Genomic DNA, 17,618 nt, shown 5'->3' with positions numbered 1-17,618 from the left:
TCGCCTGACAAAAGGGATGCTGCGCCTTTCCGCTGCATTGCAGCAAGGGGCTGGCGTCGAAGCGTGTCCGAACTGCGTCCGGACCATCTCAAAGCATATTCAAAGCTTTGGCGGCGCGCCCGAAAAGGTCACGCCACCGGGTATCGAACCCTTGCCGCGCGGGCGAACCAGCGGGGTGCCCGGCGGCACCTGGATGTCGTGCGAGCCGATGACGATGTGCGCCGGCCCGTCATGCACGTCGAAGATCGGCCAGGCCTTATCGCTGCGCACCACCAGATGCTCGATATGGATCACCAGCGGCTGGCGCAGGCCCTGTGCCGCCATGATCGCGAAATGATTGGTATCGCCGATCCCGCCGATCTTCTGCGGGTTCACGCTGGTCAGCCGGGTCGCGCGGATGCTCGACCAGAGCCGGAAGTTGCGCGCGTTGCGCCCGCTCGTGCAATCGTCGAGCAGGCTGTCGGTCGATTTCAGGTCGAACCCGCCATCGCTGTTGTCCCAGGCGGCGCATTGCCTGAACAGGATCCGGGCATTGCCGCGCTCGGTCGAGAAACCGTCGCCGTTCCAGTATTTGTTGTCGCCCCGCTTCCACTGGAAGCCGCGCATCGTGCAGCGCTCGAGCCGGAAGTCGTGCGCGGTATCGGCGAAGGAGATGCCGACCGGCAGGTCGTGCGCGCCGGTGGTCAGCGTGCCGCTGGCGGTGACGTCCGCGATCACCCCGTCATGGCTGCCGTAACGGATGCGGGCGAAACTCCGGCGCAGATCGCTCGCCTTCGCGCCCTGCACCCGCAGGCCGACGATATCCGCGCCCGCCTCGCGCGGCACCGACGTGTTCTCGATCACCCGGTAGCCGCCGGCAACCTCCACGTCGGAGATCTGCACCCCGCGCACCGACTCGCGGATCACGAACAGGCCGTTGCCGACATCACGGGCATGCACGCCGCGATAGGCCGCACCCGAATGGACGACATAGACGGGTTCACCCTCGGCGGCGATCCGGACCAGGCGGGAAGTCATGCATCGGGCTAGTCAGGCGCTGGGCCGGGACGCCAGCCCGATGCGGCGCGGCGTGGCGCCGCCGGGCTCAGTGCAGCGCGGGCGTCGCGCCGCCCAGATCGTCACCGCCCTCGCGCGTGAACGCGCGCGGGCGCGGCGCGCGGTAGACATGCCGCGCCTGGCTGAACCGCCGGAATCCCGCCTCGCCCTCACCGATGTTGAGCGTCATCGCAGCCTTGCGCGCACCGAGCGCACCACTGTCGATCGCGATCGCGGAGGACAGCGTCCGTTCCAGCACGTGCCGGCGCTCGGCCGCGTCGCGCCCGAAATGATAGATGGCGAGCGGCGGCGGGCGGCGGTGGATCGCGGCGATCGCGTCCCCGATGCGGGCATAGTTGCGCAAGGGCAGGATCGGCCCGGCGATCTCCTCGCGCATCACCCGCATGTCCTCGCTGGCGTGGCGGACGATGTGGAGCGCCATCCCGCCGTTCCGCGGCTCGGCGGTCAGCACTTCGCCGCCCCGCGCCCGGGCATCGTCGAGCAGCTGGGCCACCCGCGCCTGCTCGGCCGCGGACAATGCCCCCGTACCGGCCGGCTGCATCGCCGCGCGCCACAGCCAGCTGGCCACCGCCTCTTCCTGCTCCTCGGGCACCAGCACGTAATCGGGGGCGAGCGGCACCCGACCGTCCTTCATCCGCTTCGCCGCGATCACCTGGTCGGCCGCCTTGGCGAAATCGGCGGAGCGCCCGAGGATCACCGGCGACTTGCCCGAGCGGGGAATCGCCATCCCCTCGACCTGGGGCTCGCTGGTCACCAGCAGGTCCGCCCCCGCGAGATCGCCGACGACCGCCAGCTCGAGCGGATCGAAGAAGGAAGGTGCGAGCACTGCGATCAATTCGCCCAGGCGCGGCGCGGCGTCGAAGCCCAGCGCCACCCGGTTCCCCGCCGCCAGCACGCTCGCCAGGATGCTCGCCGTTCGGAACAGCGGCAGCGCCGCCGGCGCCGCGATACCGACCACCCCGACCGGCTGGTATTCGACATAGTCCCGGCTCGCGCCCAGCCAGGCCCGCAGCCCGCGCGCGCCTTCGGGCCGCATCCAGCCACCGACATTCCCCAGCGCATCGCGCAACGCGGCGAGCGCTGGCGCCACTTCGGTCCGCATCGCCGATTCGGCATCCTGATTCGCCTGGTCGCCGGCAAGCGCGGCGCACAGCGCCGGTGCGTGCTGCTCGATCATCAGCATGGCCCGCCGCAGCCGGTCGCGGCGCATCGCCGGGGAAACCGGCAGTTCGGCGAAAAACGCCGCGCGTTGCGCTTCGAGCATCCTCATCGTCCCACGGCTTGTCGCAGATGATCCTACTCTGCCGCCGATGCGTGGCAAGATCAGGTCGAAGCGTTTGCGACCGGTGGAGCCGAATTGCCACGCCGCCGTTCTAGCAGAGGCGTGAGCCATTCGTTGCGAAAGCGCAATAATTGTGCGCCGCAACGCAGTAGAGCGGCGAAATGACGTCCAGTTCATTTCGCCGCCGATTTCCCTCAGCTCAAAGCTGGCAAGTTGACGGCGCCACGGCACAGGACGAGTGTTCGCAGGCGCAGCAGAATTAGTATCGTCTCCGCGTACAGGGAGCAGTGCGTAATGCGTATCGTAATGATCGGGTCCGGCTATGTCGGGCTGGTTTCGGGCGCGTGCTTTGCCGATTTCGGCCATCACGTGACCTGCGTCGACAAGGACGCGAACAAGATCGCCCGGCTCCGCGCCGGCGGAATTCCCATCTATGAGCCCGGGCTGGACGACCTCGTCGCGCGCAACGTCGCGGCGGGCAATCTGGACTTCACCACCGAGCTTTCCGAAGCGGTGGGCGCGGCGGACGTCGTGTTCATCGCCGTCGGCACGCCGAGCCGGCGCGGCGACGGCCATGCCGACCTCAGCTACGTCCATGGCGCCGCCCGCGAGATCGCCGGCGCGCTGGACGGCTTCACGGTGATCGTCACCAAGTCGACCGTGCCGGTAGGCACCGGCGACGAAGTCGAGCGGATCATCCGCGAGACCAATCCGGCGGCCGAGTTCGCCGTTGCCTCCAATCCCGAATTCCTGCGCGAGGGCGCGGCGATCGAGGACTTCAAGCGACCCGACCGCGTCGTCATCGGCATCGAGGACGAACGCGCCCGCGCGCCGATGGAGGAAGTCTATCGCCCGCTCTCGCTCAACAAGGCACCGATCGTCTTCACCCGCCGGCGGACCAGCGAGCTGATCAAATACGCCGCCAACGCCTTCCTCGCGATGAAGATCACCTACATCAACGAGATGGCGGACCTGTGCGAGCAGGTCGGCGCCGACGTCCAGGAAGTCGCGCGCGGCATCGGGCTCGACAACCGGATCGGGGCCAAGTTCCTCCATGCCGGCCCGGGCTATGGCGGCTCCTGCTTCCCCAAGGACACGCTGGCGCTGATGAAGACGGCGCAGGATCACGACGCGCCGCTGCGGCTGATCGAGGCGACCATCGCGGTCAACGACCAGCGCAAGCGCGCCATGGGCCGCAAGGTGCTGGCGGCGATGGACGGGCGCGTGCGCGGCCGCACCGTCGCGGTGCTCGGCCTCACCTTCAAGCCCAATACCGACGACATGCGCGACGCGCCGTCGATCGCGATCATCCAGGCGCTGCAGGACGCAGGGGCGAAGATCCGCGCCTATGATCCCGAGGGCATGAGCGCGGCCGAGGCGGTGCTGAAGGACGTCGAATATGCCAGCTCGCCCTATGCGGCGGCGGAAGGCGCGGCGGCGACGGTGATCGTCACCGAATGGGATGCGTTCCGCGCGCTCGACCTCAAGCGCCTCGCCGGCATCATGGCCGAGCCGGTGCTGGTCGACCTGCGCAACATCTATCCGCCCGAAAAGGCGGAGCAGGCGGGCCTGCGCTATGTCGGCATCGGCCGGCCGGGCAAGCCCGGGGATGGCGAAGCCGCGAACGACAGGCAGGCAGCATGACCGCCGGCGGCCCCGTCCTCGTGACGGGCGCCGCTGGCTTCATCGGCCATGCGGTGTCCGAGCGGCTCCTCGCGCGCGGCGAGCGCGTGATCGGGCTCGACAATTTCACCGACTATTACGACGTCACGCTGAAGGAGGCGCGGGTCGCGCGGCTGGTCGACAATTTCGACTTCCGCCTGGTCCGCGGCGACATCGCCAGCCCCGAGCTGCTCGCCGAGCTGGTGGCGGGGAACGGCGTGCGCCGTATCGTCCACCTCGCCGCGCAGGCGGGGGTGCGGTACAGCATCGAGAACCCCTTCGCCTATGAGCACAGCAACCTGAAGGGCCACCTCGCGGTGCTCGAGGCGGCGCGCCAGGCGGGCAATGTCGAGCATCTCGTCTATGCCTCGTCCAGCTCGGTCTATGGCGAGCGGCCGATCGGCGGCACCGGCTTCCGCGAGGACGAGCCCTGCACCGCGCCGGTCTCGCTCTACGCGGCGACCAAGCGCAGTTGCGAGCTGATGAGCCAGAGCTATGCGACGCTCTACGGTCTCAGGATGAGCGGCCTCCGGTTCTTCACCGTCTATGGCCCCTGGGGCCGACCCGACATGGCCTATTTCGGCTTCGCCCAGAAGATCCTGCTCGGCCAGCCGATCGAGGTGTACGGCGAAGGCCGGATGGCGCGCGACTTCACCTATATCGACGACATCGTCGACGGGGTGGTCGGCGTGCTCGACAAGCCGCCGGCCGACGGCGAGCATCGCCTTCTCAACATCGGCGACTGCGACCCGGTAGGCTTGATGGAAATGATCGCCACGCTCGAGCGTGCGCTCGGCCGCCAGGCGGTCAAGCTGATGCGCCCGATGCAGCCGGGCGACGTGACCGCGACCTTCGCCGACATCTCGGCGATCCGCGCGCTCACCGGATACAGTCCCAAGGTCTCGCTCGCCCAGGGCATCGAGCGGTTCGTCGACTGGTATCTGAGCGAGATCGAACAGGGTGGAAGAGGGCCGATGGCAGCGGTGGCCTGAGCCGGGGAAACCGGCCGGGCGAGTACGGAGTATCGACATGCTGCAACGGACAAGTGCGTCTACCGGCGGGTCCGAGGGCTCGCCGACCATCTGCGTAACCGGGTTGCGCGGCTTCCCCCATGTCATGGGCGGAATCGAGAGCCATTGCGAGGAACTGCTGCCGCGGATCAAGGCGCTGTGGCCCGATCACCGCTCGGTGGTGCTCGGCCGCGCGCCCTATCTGCCCGAGACGGTGAACGTGCATCGCGGAGTCGAGATCATCGGCATCCCCTGCCCGCGTTCCCAGCATCTCGAGGCGATCGTCTCCACCTTCCTCGCGGTGCTCTCCGCCCGGAAGCGCGGGGCGGACCTGATCCATATCCATGCGATCGGCCCCGGCCTGCTCGCGCCCTTCGCCCGGATGCTCGGACTCAAGGTGGTCGTGACGCACCACGGCACCGATTATCACCGCGCCAAATGGGGCAAGGTCGCCCGCACCGCCCTGCGCGCCGGCGAATGGCTGGCGCTGAACTTCGCCCACCGGGTGATCGCCGTCTCGCCGTCGCTGGCGACGCAGCTCAAGCGCCAGTTCCCGGCCCGCGCGCAGACGATCAACTACATCCCCAACGGCACCTCGGACCTACCGGACGATGCCGATCCCGATCTGGTGTTGGCGCGGATCGGCGTCGAGCGCGGCAACTTCCTGCTCGCCGTCGCCCGGCTGGTGCCGGAGAAGGGGTTGCACGACCTGATCGAGGCGTTCGAGGCGTCGAACTCCAGCGCGAAGCTGGTCATCGCCGGCGCCACCGATCACGAGAGCGACTATGCCCGCGCCCTGCTCGAGCGCGCCGGCGACCGGGTGATCTTCGCCGGCGTCCAGTCGCGCGCCACGCTCAAATGCCTCTACGAAAGCTGCGCGCTGTTCGTCATGCCCAGCTATCACGAGGGCCTGCCGATCGCGGCGCTGGAGGCGGCGAGCTGCGGCGCGCGGATGCTGCTGAGCGACATCCCGGCCAATCTCGATATCGGGCTGGAGCTGCGGAACTACTTCCCCGTCGGCGATGTCGCGGCACTCACCGATCGGCTCGATGCGGACTGCGCGGACTTCCAGGTCGATCGCGACACGGTCCGTGCGCGGTTCAGCTGGGACAAGGCGGCAGAGGACACGCTGGCGGTCTATCGCAGCGCGCTGGCGCCGGGCCGTGCGAAATCGCGGGCCTCCGGGCAGCCGGGAATGGTGGAGGGGTAATCTCCCTCTCCCCTGAAGGGGAGAGGGAGTTATGAGAGCCGAGCCATTACCTCCGCCCGGCTCGCCGCATCGATCTTCCCGCTGATCTCGATCCCGGAACCGCCAGCCACCGCCCGCGCGATCGCCGGCCGCCACGCATCCCCGCGCCATTGCCAGCTACGGATCCGCCAGCGGCCTGGCCCATCGGCCTCCACGGCCAGGCTCGGCCGGCCGGGAGCATCGCCCCCCAGGTCCCGTGCAGTACATGCACTTCCTGCTGCAAGCCCCGCAATTGAAACGATAAGTCCGCGACGGTCCACCGCAATAACCCCTCGGTTAATCAGCATAATCCCGGCTTAACCACGCTGCGACGCACCACGGCATCTAAATTGATCGATGTTAAGCATCGAACAACCAGGGGTCGTCGAGCCATGCCTAGCCTGTACATCTCGCCTGCCGGATCCGGAGACAAAAGCGGCCGGGACATCAACAACGCAGCGTCGATCGGTTCGCTCAACACGTTGATCGGAAAGGCCGGGCCGGGCGGCGAAGTGCTGCTGCTCGCCGACCAGGGCGACTATGGCGTCACCGGCATCCTCGGCATCACCCGCGGCGGCACCGATGGCAATCCGGTGACGATCCGCGGCGTGGATTCCGCCGGCAATCCCATGCAGGCGCAGTTCACCGGCTCGCGCCCGACCGACTGGCAGGCGGGCGACGTCGCGGGCAACGAGCTGTTCAAGCTCGGCACCGGCGCCAACAACCTGGTGTTCCGCGACCTGCAGATCGACAATGTCGGCACCGCCTTCCGCGTCACCGCCGATCTCAGCAACCTGCGCATCGAGGGCGTCGACGCCAACAATGTCCGCCGCTTCTTCGAGGATTATTCCTCTGCGGCCTCGGGCACCGCGACGATCACCGGCCTCACCCTGCGCGACATCGACATCCAGGGTTTCTCCAAGGCGGCGATCCGCCTCCAGTACGACACCAACAACGTGCTGATCGACAATGTCCGTGCCGACATGGACGGGCAGCTGGGCGACGATCTTCCCGAGGGCGTGCATCTCGACGGCACCGTCCACAACGTCACGCTCAACCGGGTGGCGATGGAGAATGTCCAGAGCACCGCCGGCGCCTATTTCAATGGCGACGGCTTCGCGACCGAGCGCGGCGTCTACGACATCCGCTTCATCGACACGGTCGCGCGCGGCAACAGCGATGGCGGCTATGACCTCAAGTCGACCGGCACCGTGCTGGTCCGCGCACTCAGCGAGGAGAATGGCCGCAACTTCCGCCTCTGGGGCGAGGCGACCCTGATCGACCCGACCGGCCGCAACCCGGTGCTGCGCGGCGGCATCTCCGAGCAGAACCAGCTCTGGCTCGATACCGCCGCCAACGTCACCGTGATCGGCGGCCATTTCGACGATGCCGGATCGCGCACCAAGGTGATCTCGTCGAACGGCAAGCTCACGCTCCAGGGCACCGAGATCACCCGTTCCGAGCTGGCGATCCTCGCGACCCAGGCCAGCCTGCCCGGCCTGAGCGGCGCCAACACGATCCGCGAGACGCTGACCATCGACCAGGGCACCGCCTCGCCCGGCGCGACCAGCTACATCGCGCTGCTTCCCCTGCCCGCCACGGCGACGGCGGACGCGATGACGGGCACCGCGCGCGACGACATCTTCCTGGTCGACGATGCCGGCGACCGGATCAGCGAGGCCGCCGATGCCGGCATCGACCGGGTCGAGACGACGCTGGGCAGCTACACGCTTGGCAGCGCGATCGAGAATCTGATCCGCCGCGGCGGCGCCGACTTCACCGGCACCGGCAACGCGCTTGCCAACGCGATGATCGGCGGCGCGGGCAGCGACACGCTGAGCGGGCTCGACGGCAATGACGACATCGCCGGCAATTCGGGCGCCGACGTGCTGAGCGGCGGCAATGGCGAGGACCTGCTCCAGGGCCAGGCGGGCGCGGACAATCTGCTCGGCGGCTGGCAGTCGGACACGCTGATCGGCGGCACGGGCGCGGACCGGCTGGTCGGCGATCTCGAATGGCTGAGCAGCCAGGGCGCCAATGACCGGCTGGACGGTGGCGACGATGGCGACCTGCTGATCGGCGACGCGACCAACATCTATGGCAGCGGCAAGGGCGGCAACGACAAGCTGGTCGGCGGCGCCGGCAACGACGTGCTGATCGGTGACGGCGATGTGATGAAGGACAATGCCAAAGGCGGCGCCGATACGCTGGAAGGCGGCGACGGCAATGACTGGCTCTATGGCGACGGCCGCGATTCGTCCGCGATGGTGAGCGGCGGCGCCGACAAGCTCTATGGCGGCGACGGGCCCGACTATCTGATCGGCGGCGGCGGCAACGACATGCTGTTCGGCGGCAACGGGGCCGACTGGTTCGTCTTTGCCCCGGGCTCGGGTGCGGACGAGATCGGCGACTTCGCCTCGGGCCAGGACCATATCGACCTGAGCGCGTTCGATATCGCGTACGAACAGCTCAGCTTCACTACCAGCGCCGACGGCATCCGCGTCGGCTTCGGCGCCGACAGCATCTTCCTGCGCGGCACCCAGAGCGTGAGCCCCAACGACTTCGTGTTCGGCTAGGCCGAAGCCACAGGCCCATCGTCATCCCCGCGAAAGCGGGGACCCATCTCGGGGAGATGCCGCGGTTACAACAGCCGCCGTATCAGCTGGCGCGTGCAGGAGATGGGTCCCCGCTTTCGCGGGGATGACGGAAGTGATGACAACCCTCGGTATCAAGGCGCCGCCAGCTCCTCCGGCACCGTCTGGCGGGACTGCCTCGCGCTGCCGGTGGCGCGGCGGATCACCACCTTGCCCAGCCGCTGCCCGGGAAGCTCGACCAGGCGATAGGTGAGGTACGCCAGCGCATAGGTGACCGGCACTACAATCGCGCCGGTCAGGACGAACCGCCCCATCGCGCCGAGCCCGGTGCCGAAATGCCCGATCACCGCCGCCGCCACCGGCTGCAGGATCAGCAGATGGATCAGATAGGTGCCGTAGCTGAGCTCGCCCAGCCAGTGGAACGGCCGGCTCCCCAGCAGCCGCGCCACCCAGTCGATCGCGCCAAGGCTGCGCAGATGGACCAGCGTGAAGAAGCCGAGCACCAGCAGCTCGCGCACCGCGAAGTGCAACCAGTCCTGCTCGCCGCGGATCGGCAGCGCCGCGAGCAGCACCGCCGCGGCCAGATGCAGCCATATCCGCCTGCCCGGCCCCGGATCGGCCGCGATCAGCATGCCACACAGGAACAGGTGCAGCTTGAGCGGCAGAAAGGACGGCATCGGCCAGTCGAGCCCCATTGTCCCCACCGCCAATGTCACCAGCGCCACCCCGATCGCCGCCGCGATCAGCGCCGCCGGCACCCAACCCACGCGCCGGGCGAGAAGCACCAGGAACGGGAAGACCGCATAGAATTGCATCTCGAGCCCCAGGCTCCAGTCGGGCAGCGGGGTGCGGTAGGCGTAATCGGGCAGCAGCCCGAACACGAAGCTCAGATGCGCGGCGATATTGGCCAGACTGGCGTCGGTATAGCGTTCCGCCGGCTGCAGCCCCTGGCCCAGGAAACTGTCGATCGCCACCCGGTCGGCATAGATGGCGGGTCCGGCGATCAGCGCGGCGGCGAGCGTCACGTAGAAGAGCGGCGCCAGCCGGAAGAAGCGCCGCGCCCAGAAGCTCGCCCAGGTGCCGGGCGCACCCCAGTCCTCGCTGCCCGCGCGCAACTGATACTGGAACACCATCAGGAAGCCCGAGAGCAGGATGAACAGATCCACGCCCAGATCGGCATTGCGCAACAGCGGCAGCCGGAAACCGGTCAGGATCATCATGTGCCCGACGAGCACCCATAGCGCCGCCAGTCCGCGCAGGCCGTCGAGACATTCGACACGGCGAATACCGCCTTGTTCCAGGCCCACCGCGTACCTCCGCTGTCGTTCGTCGATACCCGCTGATGACCCGCATCCGGAGCCAAGGCCACCGTGCGAAGACCCCTAATCGGCCAGTTGCCCCACCCGGACGACAGGGCGGTCGCGGACGTGGTGCATTGCAGCAAATCCGCGTGGTACGCCCTGTCGCAAGGGGGCCGGATTTCGCGCGGAAGCGCACGAGGGACGATGCCGGACAACAAGCGAATAGTCTTCGCGATCAATTCACTCGCCGGCGGTGGCGCCGAGCGCGTGCTCACCACCCTGCTCGGCGGATCGGCGCCGTGGCGCAACCGCTACGACATCCACCTCGCGCTGCTCGACGACGAGCCGCGCGCCTATGCCGTGCCCGATTGGGTGGAGGTTCATCAGCTCGATGCACGGCACAAATTGCTGCCCAGCCTCAAGCAGCTGCGCGCGCTGACCGAACGGCTCTCGCCCGATGCGACGCTGAGCTTCCTCACCCGCGCCAATATCGCCAATGCCTGGGCGATGGCGGGCCGCGGGCGGCCCTGGCTGATCAGCGAGCGAGTCAACACCAGCGCGCACCTGGGCAAGGGCCGCGGGGCGATCGCCGCCAAGGCGATGGTCCGCATGGCCTATCCCCGTGCCGCCCACGTCATCGCCGTGTCCGAAGGGGTGGTCGACGATCTCGCCGACAATTTCGGCGTCCAGCGCGCCCGCATGTCGGCGATCGCCAATCCGATCGACCATGACCAGATCGCCGCGCTTGCCGCCGAGCCGCCGGCCTTCACCCCCGCCGGCCCCTATATCGCCGCCGCCGGCCGGCTGGTGCCCAACAAGAACATGGCGCTGCTGCTGCGCGCCTATGCGAAGGCCGGTCCCGACGCGCGCCTGGTCATCCTCGGCGAAGGACCGGAGCGCCCCGCGCTCGAGCGGCTCGCCGCCGCGCTCGGCATCGCCGACCGGGTCGACATGCCCGGCTTCGTCGCCAACCCCTTCGCGCTGCTCGCCCGCGCCCAGGCCTATGCCATGCCCTCCAATGCCGAGGGCTTCCCCAACGGCCTGGTCGAGGCGATGGCGTGCGGCGTGCCCGTCGTCGCGACCAATTGCGCCTCGGGCCCGTCCGAAATTCTGGCGGACCGCCCTCGCAGCGCGGTGACCGGCGGGATCGATGTCGATGCCGGCGCATTGGTCCCCACCGATGATGTCGATGCTTTCGCTGCGGCGCTCCGCCGCGTGCTCGTCGAGCCGCGCCGCAGCGCCTGCGGTGCGCGCGCGCGTGCCCGCTCGCGGGCTTATGGCGTGGAGCAGGCAGCCGCCAATTACTGGGCCAGGATCGAAGCCGCGCTCGCCGCACCTTCCAGGCACCAACCCGATGACAATGTAAGTCGCGTTCAGGGAGCAAATCGATGAAGTGGCACATGCAGATCGCGCTGGCGGGGGCGCTACTCGGCGGATGCGCCGGCCAGACCCCGCTTGCCGGCAGCGGCGACGCCCCGCCGCCGGCGGCAGCCTTCACCCTCTCGCCCGGCGACAAGGTGAAGGTCGCCACCTATGGCGAAGTCGCGCTCACCGGCGATTTCGAAGTCTCGCCCGGTGGCACCATCGCCTTCCCGCTGATCGGCGAGGTCAAGGCGGCGGGCATGCAGCCCGACCAGCTCTCCAAGACGATCGAGACCGAGCTGCGCGAAGGCTATCTGCTCGAGCCCAAGGTCTCGGTGCAGGTCGCCAGCTTCCGCCCGGTCTACATCCTGGGCGAAGTCAACAAGCCCGGCGAATATCCCTATACCCAGGGGCTCACCATCCGCGGCGCGGTCGCCAAGGCGGACGGCTTCACCTACCGCGCCAACGAGAAGCGCGTCTTCCTCAAGCGCACCGGCGAGCCGGGCGAGCGGGCCTATCCGTTGACCGCGGATTTCGCGGTGCTGCCCGGCGACACGATCCGCTTCGGCGAGCGCTATTTCTGATGGACATGGCCACCGCATCGCTCGCGCCCGGGATGGCGCCCGAACCGGCACATGCCGAGCCCTTGCCCGAGACCGGCAAGCCGCATCTGCGCGGCTGCCCGGTCAGCTTCGCCAAGCTGAAGGCGCTGCTCGCCGCCGATCTCTACCGCTATGCCGGCCGGGTCAGCACGGGCGCCTTCCTCAAGCACTACGCCTTCACGCCGGGCTATAAATACACGGTGCTGATGCGCACCGCCGGCTGGCTCAAGCTCAAGCCGGCCAAGGCCTTCGGCTTCTACCCGCTCGCCAAATGGCTGCTTCTGCGCGCCCGCTACAAATACGGCTTCGCCATCCCCGAATATATGGAGATCGGCCCGGGCCTGTTCCTCAACCGGTTCGGCGGCTTCTATTTCCACGGCGACACGGTGCTGGGCAGCAACGTCAACATCACGCACGGCGTGGTGCTCGGCTACATGAACCGCGGCGCCAAGCGCGGTGCGCCGGTGATCGGGGACCGCACCTTTCTCGGCTCGGGCGCCAAGGTGATCGGCGGGATTCAGGTCGGCGCCGAGGCGGCGATCGGCGCCAATGCGGTGGTCACCAAGGACGTGCCGGAGCGCGGCGTCGTCGGCGGCATCCCCGCCAAATTGCTCTCGGACCAGGGCTCGGACGGCTATATCAACCGCCTCGCCCCGCCCGAACTGCTCGCCGCCTGCGAGGGCGCGCTGCACGGCTGGCGCGAAAATCAGCCGAACACGAAGTCGTTCTGATCGAGCGTGGTGGCGCCGCGCACGAAGATCGTGTCGGTGCCACCCAGCTGGATCGTCACCCCCGCGCTGCTGGTGGTGAAGCGCAGCTGCTCATAGGCGATGTCGAAGGCGCTGAGGTCGATCCGGTCGGCCTCGGCCCCGCCGCGGGTGAAATCGGTGATCTCGTCGGCGCCCGAACCCGGCGCGAAGACGAAGCGGTCGCTCCCGCCGCCGCCGGTCAGCTTGTCGTTGCCGCCCTTCGCGCCGGCGACCATGTTCACCGCATCGCCGTACAGCACGTCGTTGCCGAGCCCGCCGATCAGCGTGTCCGCCCCGCCGATCCCCGCCGCGGTCATGCTCATCCCGTCGCCGACCAGCACATCGTCGCCGTCGCCACCGTCGAGCGTGTCCTTGGCGGCGAGCGACGAGACCCATTCGCTGTCGCCGACCAGCAGGTCGTTGCCCGCCCCGCCATAGAGCCTGTCGGTCTGCTGGCCGCCATAGAGCGTGTCGCCGCCATCCTCGCCGTAGAGCAAATCCTCGTTCTTGCCGCCGTCGAGCCGGTCGGCGCCGATCCCGCCCCAGAGCGTGTCGTTGCCGTCGTCACCCGACAGCGTGTCGTCGCCCGCCCCGCCGGTCAGCACATTGGCCCCGGCGCTGCCGAGCAATGCGTCGTCGAAGCCCGATCCTTGCGCATTCTCGATGCTGACCAGCCTGTCGCCGGTGGCGTCGCCGCCCGTCGCGGTCTGGGTGCGCAGATTGACCAGCACCCCGCCCAGCGACCCGGCATAATCGACCGTGTCCGCCCCCGCGCCGCCGTCGAGCACATCGCCGCCCGATCCGCCGCGCAGCATGTCCGCACCGTCGCCGCCGGTCAGCCGGTCCTCGCCGCCGCCGCCGACCAGGAAATTGTCGAGCGCATTGCCGGTCAGCGTCGCCCCGACGGTGCCGGTATAGACCAGCTCCTCGATATTGGCGCCGAGCGTGTAATTGTTGGCGGCGGTGCGGATGCGGTCGCGCCCCTCGCCCGCCGCCTCGATCACCTGGTCGCCGGCCTCGAAGACGACATAGAGGTCGTTGCCCGTGCCGCCGCGCAGCACGTCGTTGCCGCTGCCGCCGTCGAGCTGGTCGTCGCCCGCACCGCCGACCAGCACGTCATCGCCGCCGCGCCCATAGAGCATGTCGCCGACCAGGGGATCGTCGCCGCCGGTGATGCTGTCGGCATAGTTGGAGCCGATCACCATCTCGATGCCGACCAGCCGGTCGCCCTCGGCCTCGCCGCCATGATTGACGTTGGTCGCCAGGTTGACGGTGATCGCGGTCGACTTGGTGTAATCGACCTGGTCGCGCCCCGCCCCGCCATCGAGCAGGTCCGCCCCCGCGCCGCCGACCAGCTTGTCGTCGCCGTCGAGCCCATAGAGCGCATCGTCCAGCGCCTTGCCGTACAGGCTGTTGTCGAGCGCATTGCCCGTGCCAGTAAACCCGCCGCTGCCGGTATAGCTGAGATCCTCGACGCCGTCGGCCAGGGTCAGCGCCGAAAGGCTGGTGCGCACGATGTCGGCCCCGCCGCCGAGCGCCTCGACAACCTGGTCGCCGGCATTGTCGACCACATAGGAGTCGTCGCCGGTCCCGCCGATCATCAGGTCCGCGCCCGCGCCGCCATCGATCGTGTCGTTGCCGCCGCCGCCCTCGATCCGGTTGGCGTTCGCATCCCCGGTCAGCGTGTCGGCAAAGCCGCTGCCGACCACCGCCTCGATTCCAGAAATGCTGTCACCCTGCGCATCGCCGCCCGACACGGCACCGGTGGCAAGGTTGACCTTCACCGCCGCGGCGCTGCCCGAATAGACCAGGGTGTCGAACCCGCCGGCGCCGTCGAGCCTGTCGCCACCCGCGCCGCCGACCAGGATCTGGTCGCCGCCATCGCCAATCAGCATGTCGGCGAAGCCGGTGCCGATGAAGCGCTCGACCCCGTCGAACCGGTCGCCCTCGGCATCGCCGCCGCTGCTCGTACCGGTCTGCAGGTTGATCGCGATGCCCACGGCGTTGGCGCTATAGTCGACGGTATCGATCCCATCGCCGCCGATCAGCGTGTCGGCACCGGCACCGCCCTGGAGCAGGTCGTCGCCGCCGCGCCCGTCGAGCCGGTCCGCCCCGGCGCCGCCGTATAGCGCCTCGGCAATGCCCGTGCCCGACAGCGTATCGTCAAAGGCCGAGCCCGCCAGGCCCTCGATGCCGACCAGCCGGTCGCCCGCCGCATCCCCGGTGCTGGCCTGCACCGACAGAGCGAGATCGACCTGCACCGCCGCCGCCGAGCCCGAATAGTCCGCGGTGTCGAACCCCTCGCGCCCGTCGAGCAGGTCCGCGCCCGCCCCACCGGTCAGCCGGTTGCTCCCGCCATCGCCGCTCAGCACGTCGTCGAAGGCCGAGCCGATCAGGTCCTCGATCGCCACCAGGCTCGCCCCGCCCGACGCGATCCCCGCGGCGAGGTCCGCCGTCACCGCGCTCGTGCTGGCGGCAAAGTCCGCCGCATCCACGCCGAGCCCGCCGTCGAGCCGGTCCGCCCCGCCATTGCCGACCAGCCGGTCATCGCCAACACCGCCCGACAGCGCATTGGCCGCGCCATCGCCGACCAGCACGTCGCCAAAGCCCGAGCCGACCAGGTTCTCGATCCCCGCCAGCACATCGCCCTGCGCATCGCCGCCGCTGCCGGCGCCGCCCAGCACGGCGATCACGCCGGCACTGCTCGTCGCATAATCGGCGGTGTCGACGCCCGCCCCGCCGGTCAGCCGGTCCGCGCCGGCACCGCCGATCAGGACATTGTCGAACGCGTCGCCGGTCAGCGCATCGTCGAAGCGCGAGCCGACCAGCCGCTCGACGCCCGAGAGCCGGTCGCCCTGGGCATCGCCGCCCGCGCCGGTGCCCGCAACGAGATCGACCGTCACCGCCGCGCCGCTGGCCGAATAGTCCGCGCTGTCGAACCCCGCCCCGCCGGTCAGCACATCGGCCCCCGCGCCGCCGACCAGCAGGTCGTCGCCGCCGCGCCCGTCGATCCGGTCGTCGCCCGCCCCACCCCCGAACCAGTCCGCGCCTTCGGTGCCGGAGAGCGTGTCGGCAAAGGCCGAGCCCTCGATCGCCTCGATTCCGACCAGCCGGTCGCCCGCCGCCTCCCCGCCGCTCGCCGCGCCATTGGCAAGGTCGACCGTCACGCCCGCGGCGCTGCTGCCATAGTCGACCCGGTCGATCCCGGCCCCGCCATCGAGCAGGTCCGCGCCCGCGCCACCATCAAGCATGTCGTCGCCTGCCCCGCCGGTCAGCGTGTCGTCGCCATTCCCGCCGAACAGCCGGTTCGCCCCCGCATCGCCCGCCAGCGTGTCGGCAAAGGCGGATCCCTCGACATCCTCGAACCCGTCGAACAGATCGCCCGCGGCATCGCCGCCGGCCGCGGTCAATCGCATCAAGTCAATCTGCACACCGGCGCCGCTACCCGCATAGCTGAGCAGGTCCCGCCCCGCTCCGCCGACCAGGATGTCCGCACCTGCGCCGCCCGCCAGCAGATCGTCGCCGGCATTGCCGACCAGCATGTCCTTGCCCGCGCCGCCCAGCAGCGCATCGGCACCCGCGGTGCCGCCGATCATGTCGTCGCCCGCCGTCCCCGCGCTCACCACCACGCGCTGCCCGTCCAGGGTCAGCACCGATCCGGTGCCCTTCTTGGTGGTCACCGTGCCCGCACCGGTGGCGAGGCCATAGTCGCGCACCGTCAGCGCGCCGTTCTTCTCGGCGAGGTTGAACAAAGTCGGCGAGCCCGGATCGGAGAAGAACGCCCCGTCGATCGTCGCGCTGGCGCCCTCGGCCAGCCAGACATGCTCGCGATTGCCCCCGGCAAGCGGCGCGCCCGCATCGAGGCTGACGATGTTGCTCAGTTGCGCGCCGGTACCCCACAGCCGGATGTTGCGGCCATTGCCCGAGATGATCGCGCCGTCGACCACCACCCCGTTGCTCTTGAGGTCGAGTCCGCCATCGCTGTTGCCGGTGGCGATCACGTCGCGCAACGTGATGTTGTAGGTGCCGCGCTCGGTCGCGAAGCCATCCCCATTCCGATAGTCGTTCACCGTGTCGAGCGCATTGCGCATCGCGACATGGTCGATCAGCACGTCGTGCGCGGTGCCGTCGATATGGACGCCGATCGCGAAATTGTCGCCGTCCTGGAACTGGCTGTCGCCGCGGACATCCTCGATCAGCACGTTGCTGCTGTTGTACTGGACGCGGATCGCGCCCTTGGAATAGCCGTCCACCGCCACGTCGCGGATCGTCAGCCCGGTGATGCTCGCGCTGGCGTTCGCGCCCGATGCGATATCGTCGAAGAAGCGCGCGACATTGCTCGCCGTGACATGCTCGATCGTGAGGTTGCTCAGGTCCCCGCCGGCGCGGATCGCCGTGCCGACATTCTCGAAGGCAAGGTCGCTGAACCGCAGATTGTTCGCCCCGCCGAGCAGCCGGAAGACTTCCTCGCCCGCGGGGTTGGCCGGATCGAACGGCTCGGGCCGGGTTCCGACGATCGTCGCCGCCATCGCATTGCCCGCACTGTCGACCCCGCGGATCGTCACCGGTGCCGCCGCGGTACCGCCCGCGACGATCGCCAACGCGCTGGTCGGTGCGGTATAGGCGCCCTGGTCGGCAAGCATCAGCACCTGACCGCCCGGCCCCGCCGCCGCGATCAGCTTGGGCAGGTCCTTCAGCGTCGCGGCGTTGGCCGCGCTCGAGCCGTCGCCCGAACCGCTTCCCGTCGGCGAGATGTACAGCGTCGGCATGGC

Annotated in this window: 11 protein-coding genes; 7 read left to right on the top strand and 4 right to left on the bottom strand. The window is 69.1% G+C overall.

Annotated elements, in window-relative coordinates:
* Nucleotides 1-99: 99 nt before the first annotated feature.
* Nucleotides 100-1,017, bottom strand: coding sequence for a hypothetical protein (locus GGR46_RS09475; RefSeq protein WP_183997078.1), 918 nt, complete (start codon nucleotides 1,015-1,017; stop codon nucleotides 100-102).
* A gap of 67 nt (nucleotides 1,018-1,084) precedes the next feature.
* A complete protein-coding gene (locus tag GGR46_RS09470) occupies nucleotides 1,085-2,449 on the bottom strand; it encodes an aldehyde dehydrogenase family protein (RefSeq protein WP_281396589.1) in 1,365 nt (454 codons plus the stop codon).
* 183 nt (nucleotides 2,450-2,632) lie between these two features.
* On the opposite strand from GGR46_RS09470, the gene GGR46_RS09465 reads away from it, so the two are divergent.
* The 4 genes from GGR46_RS09465 to GGR46_RS09450 all read left to right on the top strand — a co-directional run bounded on the left by GGR46_RS09465 (nucleotide 2,633) and on the right by GGR46_RS09450 (nucleotide 8,814).
* Nucleotides 2,633-3,982 carry a UDP-glucose dehydrogenase family protein gene (locus tag GGR46_RS09465; RefSeq protein WP_183997074.1) on the top strand — a complete coding sequence of 450 codons (1,350 nt, stop codon included), beginning with the start codon at nucleotides 2,633-2,635 and terminating at the stop codon, nucleotides 3,980-3,982.
* The gene (locus tag GGR46_RS09460) at nucleotides 3,979-4,992 is read left to right on the top strand and encodes an NAD-dependent epimerase/dehydratase family protein (protein ID WP_183997072.1); all 1,014 of its coding nucleotides are present in this window, start codon (nucleotides 3,979-3,981) and stop codon (nucleotides 4,990-4,992) included. The genes GGR46_RS09465 and GGR46_RS09460 overlap by 4 nt, the downstream gene beginning before the upstream one ends.
* Before the next feature lie 37 nt (nucleotides 4,993-5,029).
* Nucleotides 5,030-6,220 (top strand): glycosyltransferase family 4 protein, encoded by a 1,191-nt coding sequence (locus GGR46_RS09455; protein WP_183997070.1) that lies wholly within the window; start codon nucleotides 5,030-5,032, stop codon nucleotides 6,218-6,220.
* A 410-nt stretch (nucleotides 6,221-6,630) separates the two neighbouring features.
* Nucleotides 6,631-8,814 carry a calcium-binding protein gene (locus GGR46_RS09450; RefSeq protein ID WP_183997068.1) on the top strand — a complete coding sequence of 728 codons (2,184 nt, stop codon included), beginning with the start codon at nucleotides 6,631-6,633 and terminating at the stop codon, nucleotides 8,812-8,814.
* A 152-nt stretch (nucleotides 8,815-8,966) separates the two neighbouring features.
* On the opposite strand, the gene GGR46_RS09445 is transcribed toward GGR46_RS09450, so the two are convergent.
* Nucleotides 8,967-10,139 carry an acyltransferase family protein gene (locus GGR46_RS09445; protein WP_343058100.1) on the bottom strand — a complete coding sequence of 391 codons (1,173 nt, stop codon included), beginning with the start codon at nucleotides 10,137-10,139 and terminating at the stop codon, nucleotides 8,967-8,969.
* Nucleotides 10,140-10,337: 198 nt separating this feature from the next.
* Between GGR46_RS09445 and GGR46_RS09440 the strand changes: the two genes are divergently transcribed.
* From GGR46_RS09440 to GGR46_RS09430, 3 genes are read left to right on the top strand one after another with little or no spacing between them, the layout of a single operon-like run.
* On the top strand, nucleotides 10,338-11,525 hold the full coding sequence (locus tag GGR46_RS09440; RefSeq protein ID WP_183997066.1) for a glycosyltransferase: 1,188 nt from the start codon (nucleotides 10,338-10,340) through the stop codon (nucleotides 11,523-11,525).
* Complete coding sequence (locus GGR46_RS09435; protein ID WP_183997064.1) at nucleotides 11,522-12,079, top strand: polysaccharide biosynthesis/export family protein; 558 nt, start codon at nucleotides 11,522-11,524, stop codon at nucleotides 12,077-12,079. The genes GGR46_RS09440 and GGR46_RS09435 overlap by 4 nt, the downstream gene beginning before the upstream one ends.
* Nucleotides 12,079-12,828 carry a serine O-acetyltransferase gene (locus GGR46_RS09430; RefSeq protein WP_246426026.1) on the top strand — a complete coding sequence of 250 codons (750 nt, stop codon included), beginning with the start codon at nucleotides 12,079-12,081 and terminating at the stop codon, nucleotides 12,826-12,828. Before GGR46_RS09435 ends, GGR46_RS09430 begins: the two co-directional genes overlap by 1 nt.
* Here the strand turns inward: GGR46_RS09430 and GGR46_RS09425 are convergent.
* Nucleotides 12,804-17,615: a calcium-binding protein gene (locus GGR46_RS09425; protein WP_183997061.1), complete on the bottom strand. Its 4,812-nt coding sequence runs from the start codon at nucleotides 17,613-17,615 to the stop codon at nucleotides 12,804-12,806. The two genes, GGR46_RS09430 and GGR46_RS09425, sit on opposite strands and share 25 nt — an antisense overlap.
* Nucleotides 17,616-17,618: the final 3 nt, after the last annotated feature.

It is taken from the genome of Sphingomonas kyeonggiensis (assembly GCF_014196745.1).
GTDB classification, from domain to species: Bacteria; Pseudomonadota; Alphaproteobacteria; order Sphingomonadales; family Sphingomonadaceae; genus Sphingomonas; species Sphingomonas kyeonggiensis.
This window is presented reverse-complemented; position numbering and strand designations above follow the sequence as displayed.

Bases quoted from the DNA above. Each gene is read 5' to 3' on its own strand.
- GGR46_RS09475 (WP_183997078.1), bottom strand. From the start codon at position 1,017: ATGACTTCCCGCCTGGTCCGGATCGCCGCCGAGGGTGAACCCGTCTAT.
- GGR46_RS09470 (WP_281396589.1), bottom strand. From the start codon at position 2,449: ATGGCTCACGCCTCTGCTAGAACGGCGGCGTGGCAATTCGGCTCCACC.
- GGR46_RS09465 (WP_183997074.1), top strand. From the start codon at position 2,633: ATGCGTATCGTAATGATCGGGTCCGGCTATGTCGGGCTGGTTTCGGGC.
- GGR46_RS09460 (WP_183997072.1), top strand. From the start codon at position 3,979: ATGACCGCCGGCGGCCCCGTCCTCGTGACGGGCGCCGCTGGCTTCATC.
- GGR46_RS09455 (WP_183997070.1), top strand. From the start codon at position 5,030: ATGCTGCAACGGACAAGTGCGTCTACCGGCGGGTCCGAGGGCTCGCCG.
- GGR46_RS09450 (WP_183997068.1), top strand. From the start codon at position 6,631: ATGCCTAGCCTGTACATCTCGCCTGCCGGATCCGGAGACAAAAGCGGC.
- GGR46_RS09440 (WP_183997066.1), top strand. From the start codon at position 10,338: ATGCCGGACAACAAGCGAATAGTCTTCGCGATCAATTCACTCGCCGGC.
- GGR46_RS09435 (WP_183997064.1), top strand. From the start codon at position 11,522: ATGAAGTGGCACATGCAGATCGCGCTGGCGGGGGCGCTACTCGGCGGA.
- GGR46_RS09430 (WP_246426026.1), top strand. From the start codon at position 12,079: ATGGACATGGCCACCGCATCGCTCGCGCCCGGGATGGCGCCCGAACCG.
- GGR46_RS09425 (WP_183997061.1), bottom strand. From the start codon at position 17,615: ATGCCGACGCTGTACATCTCGCCGACGGGAAGCGGTTCGGGCGACGGC.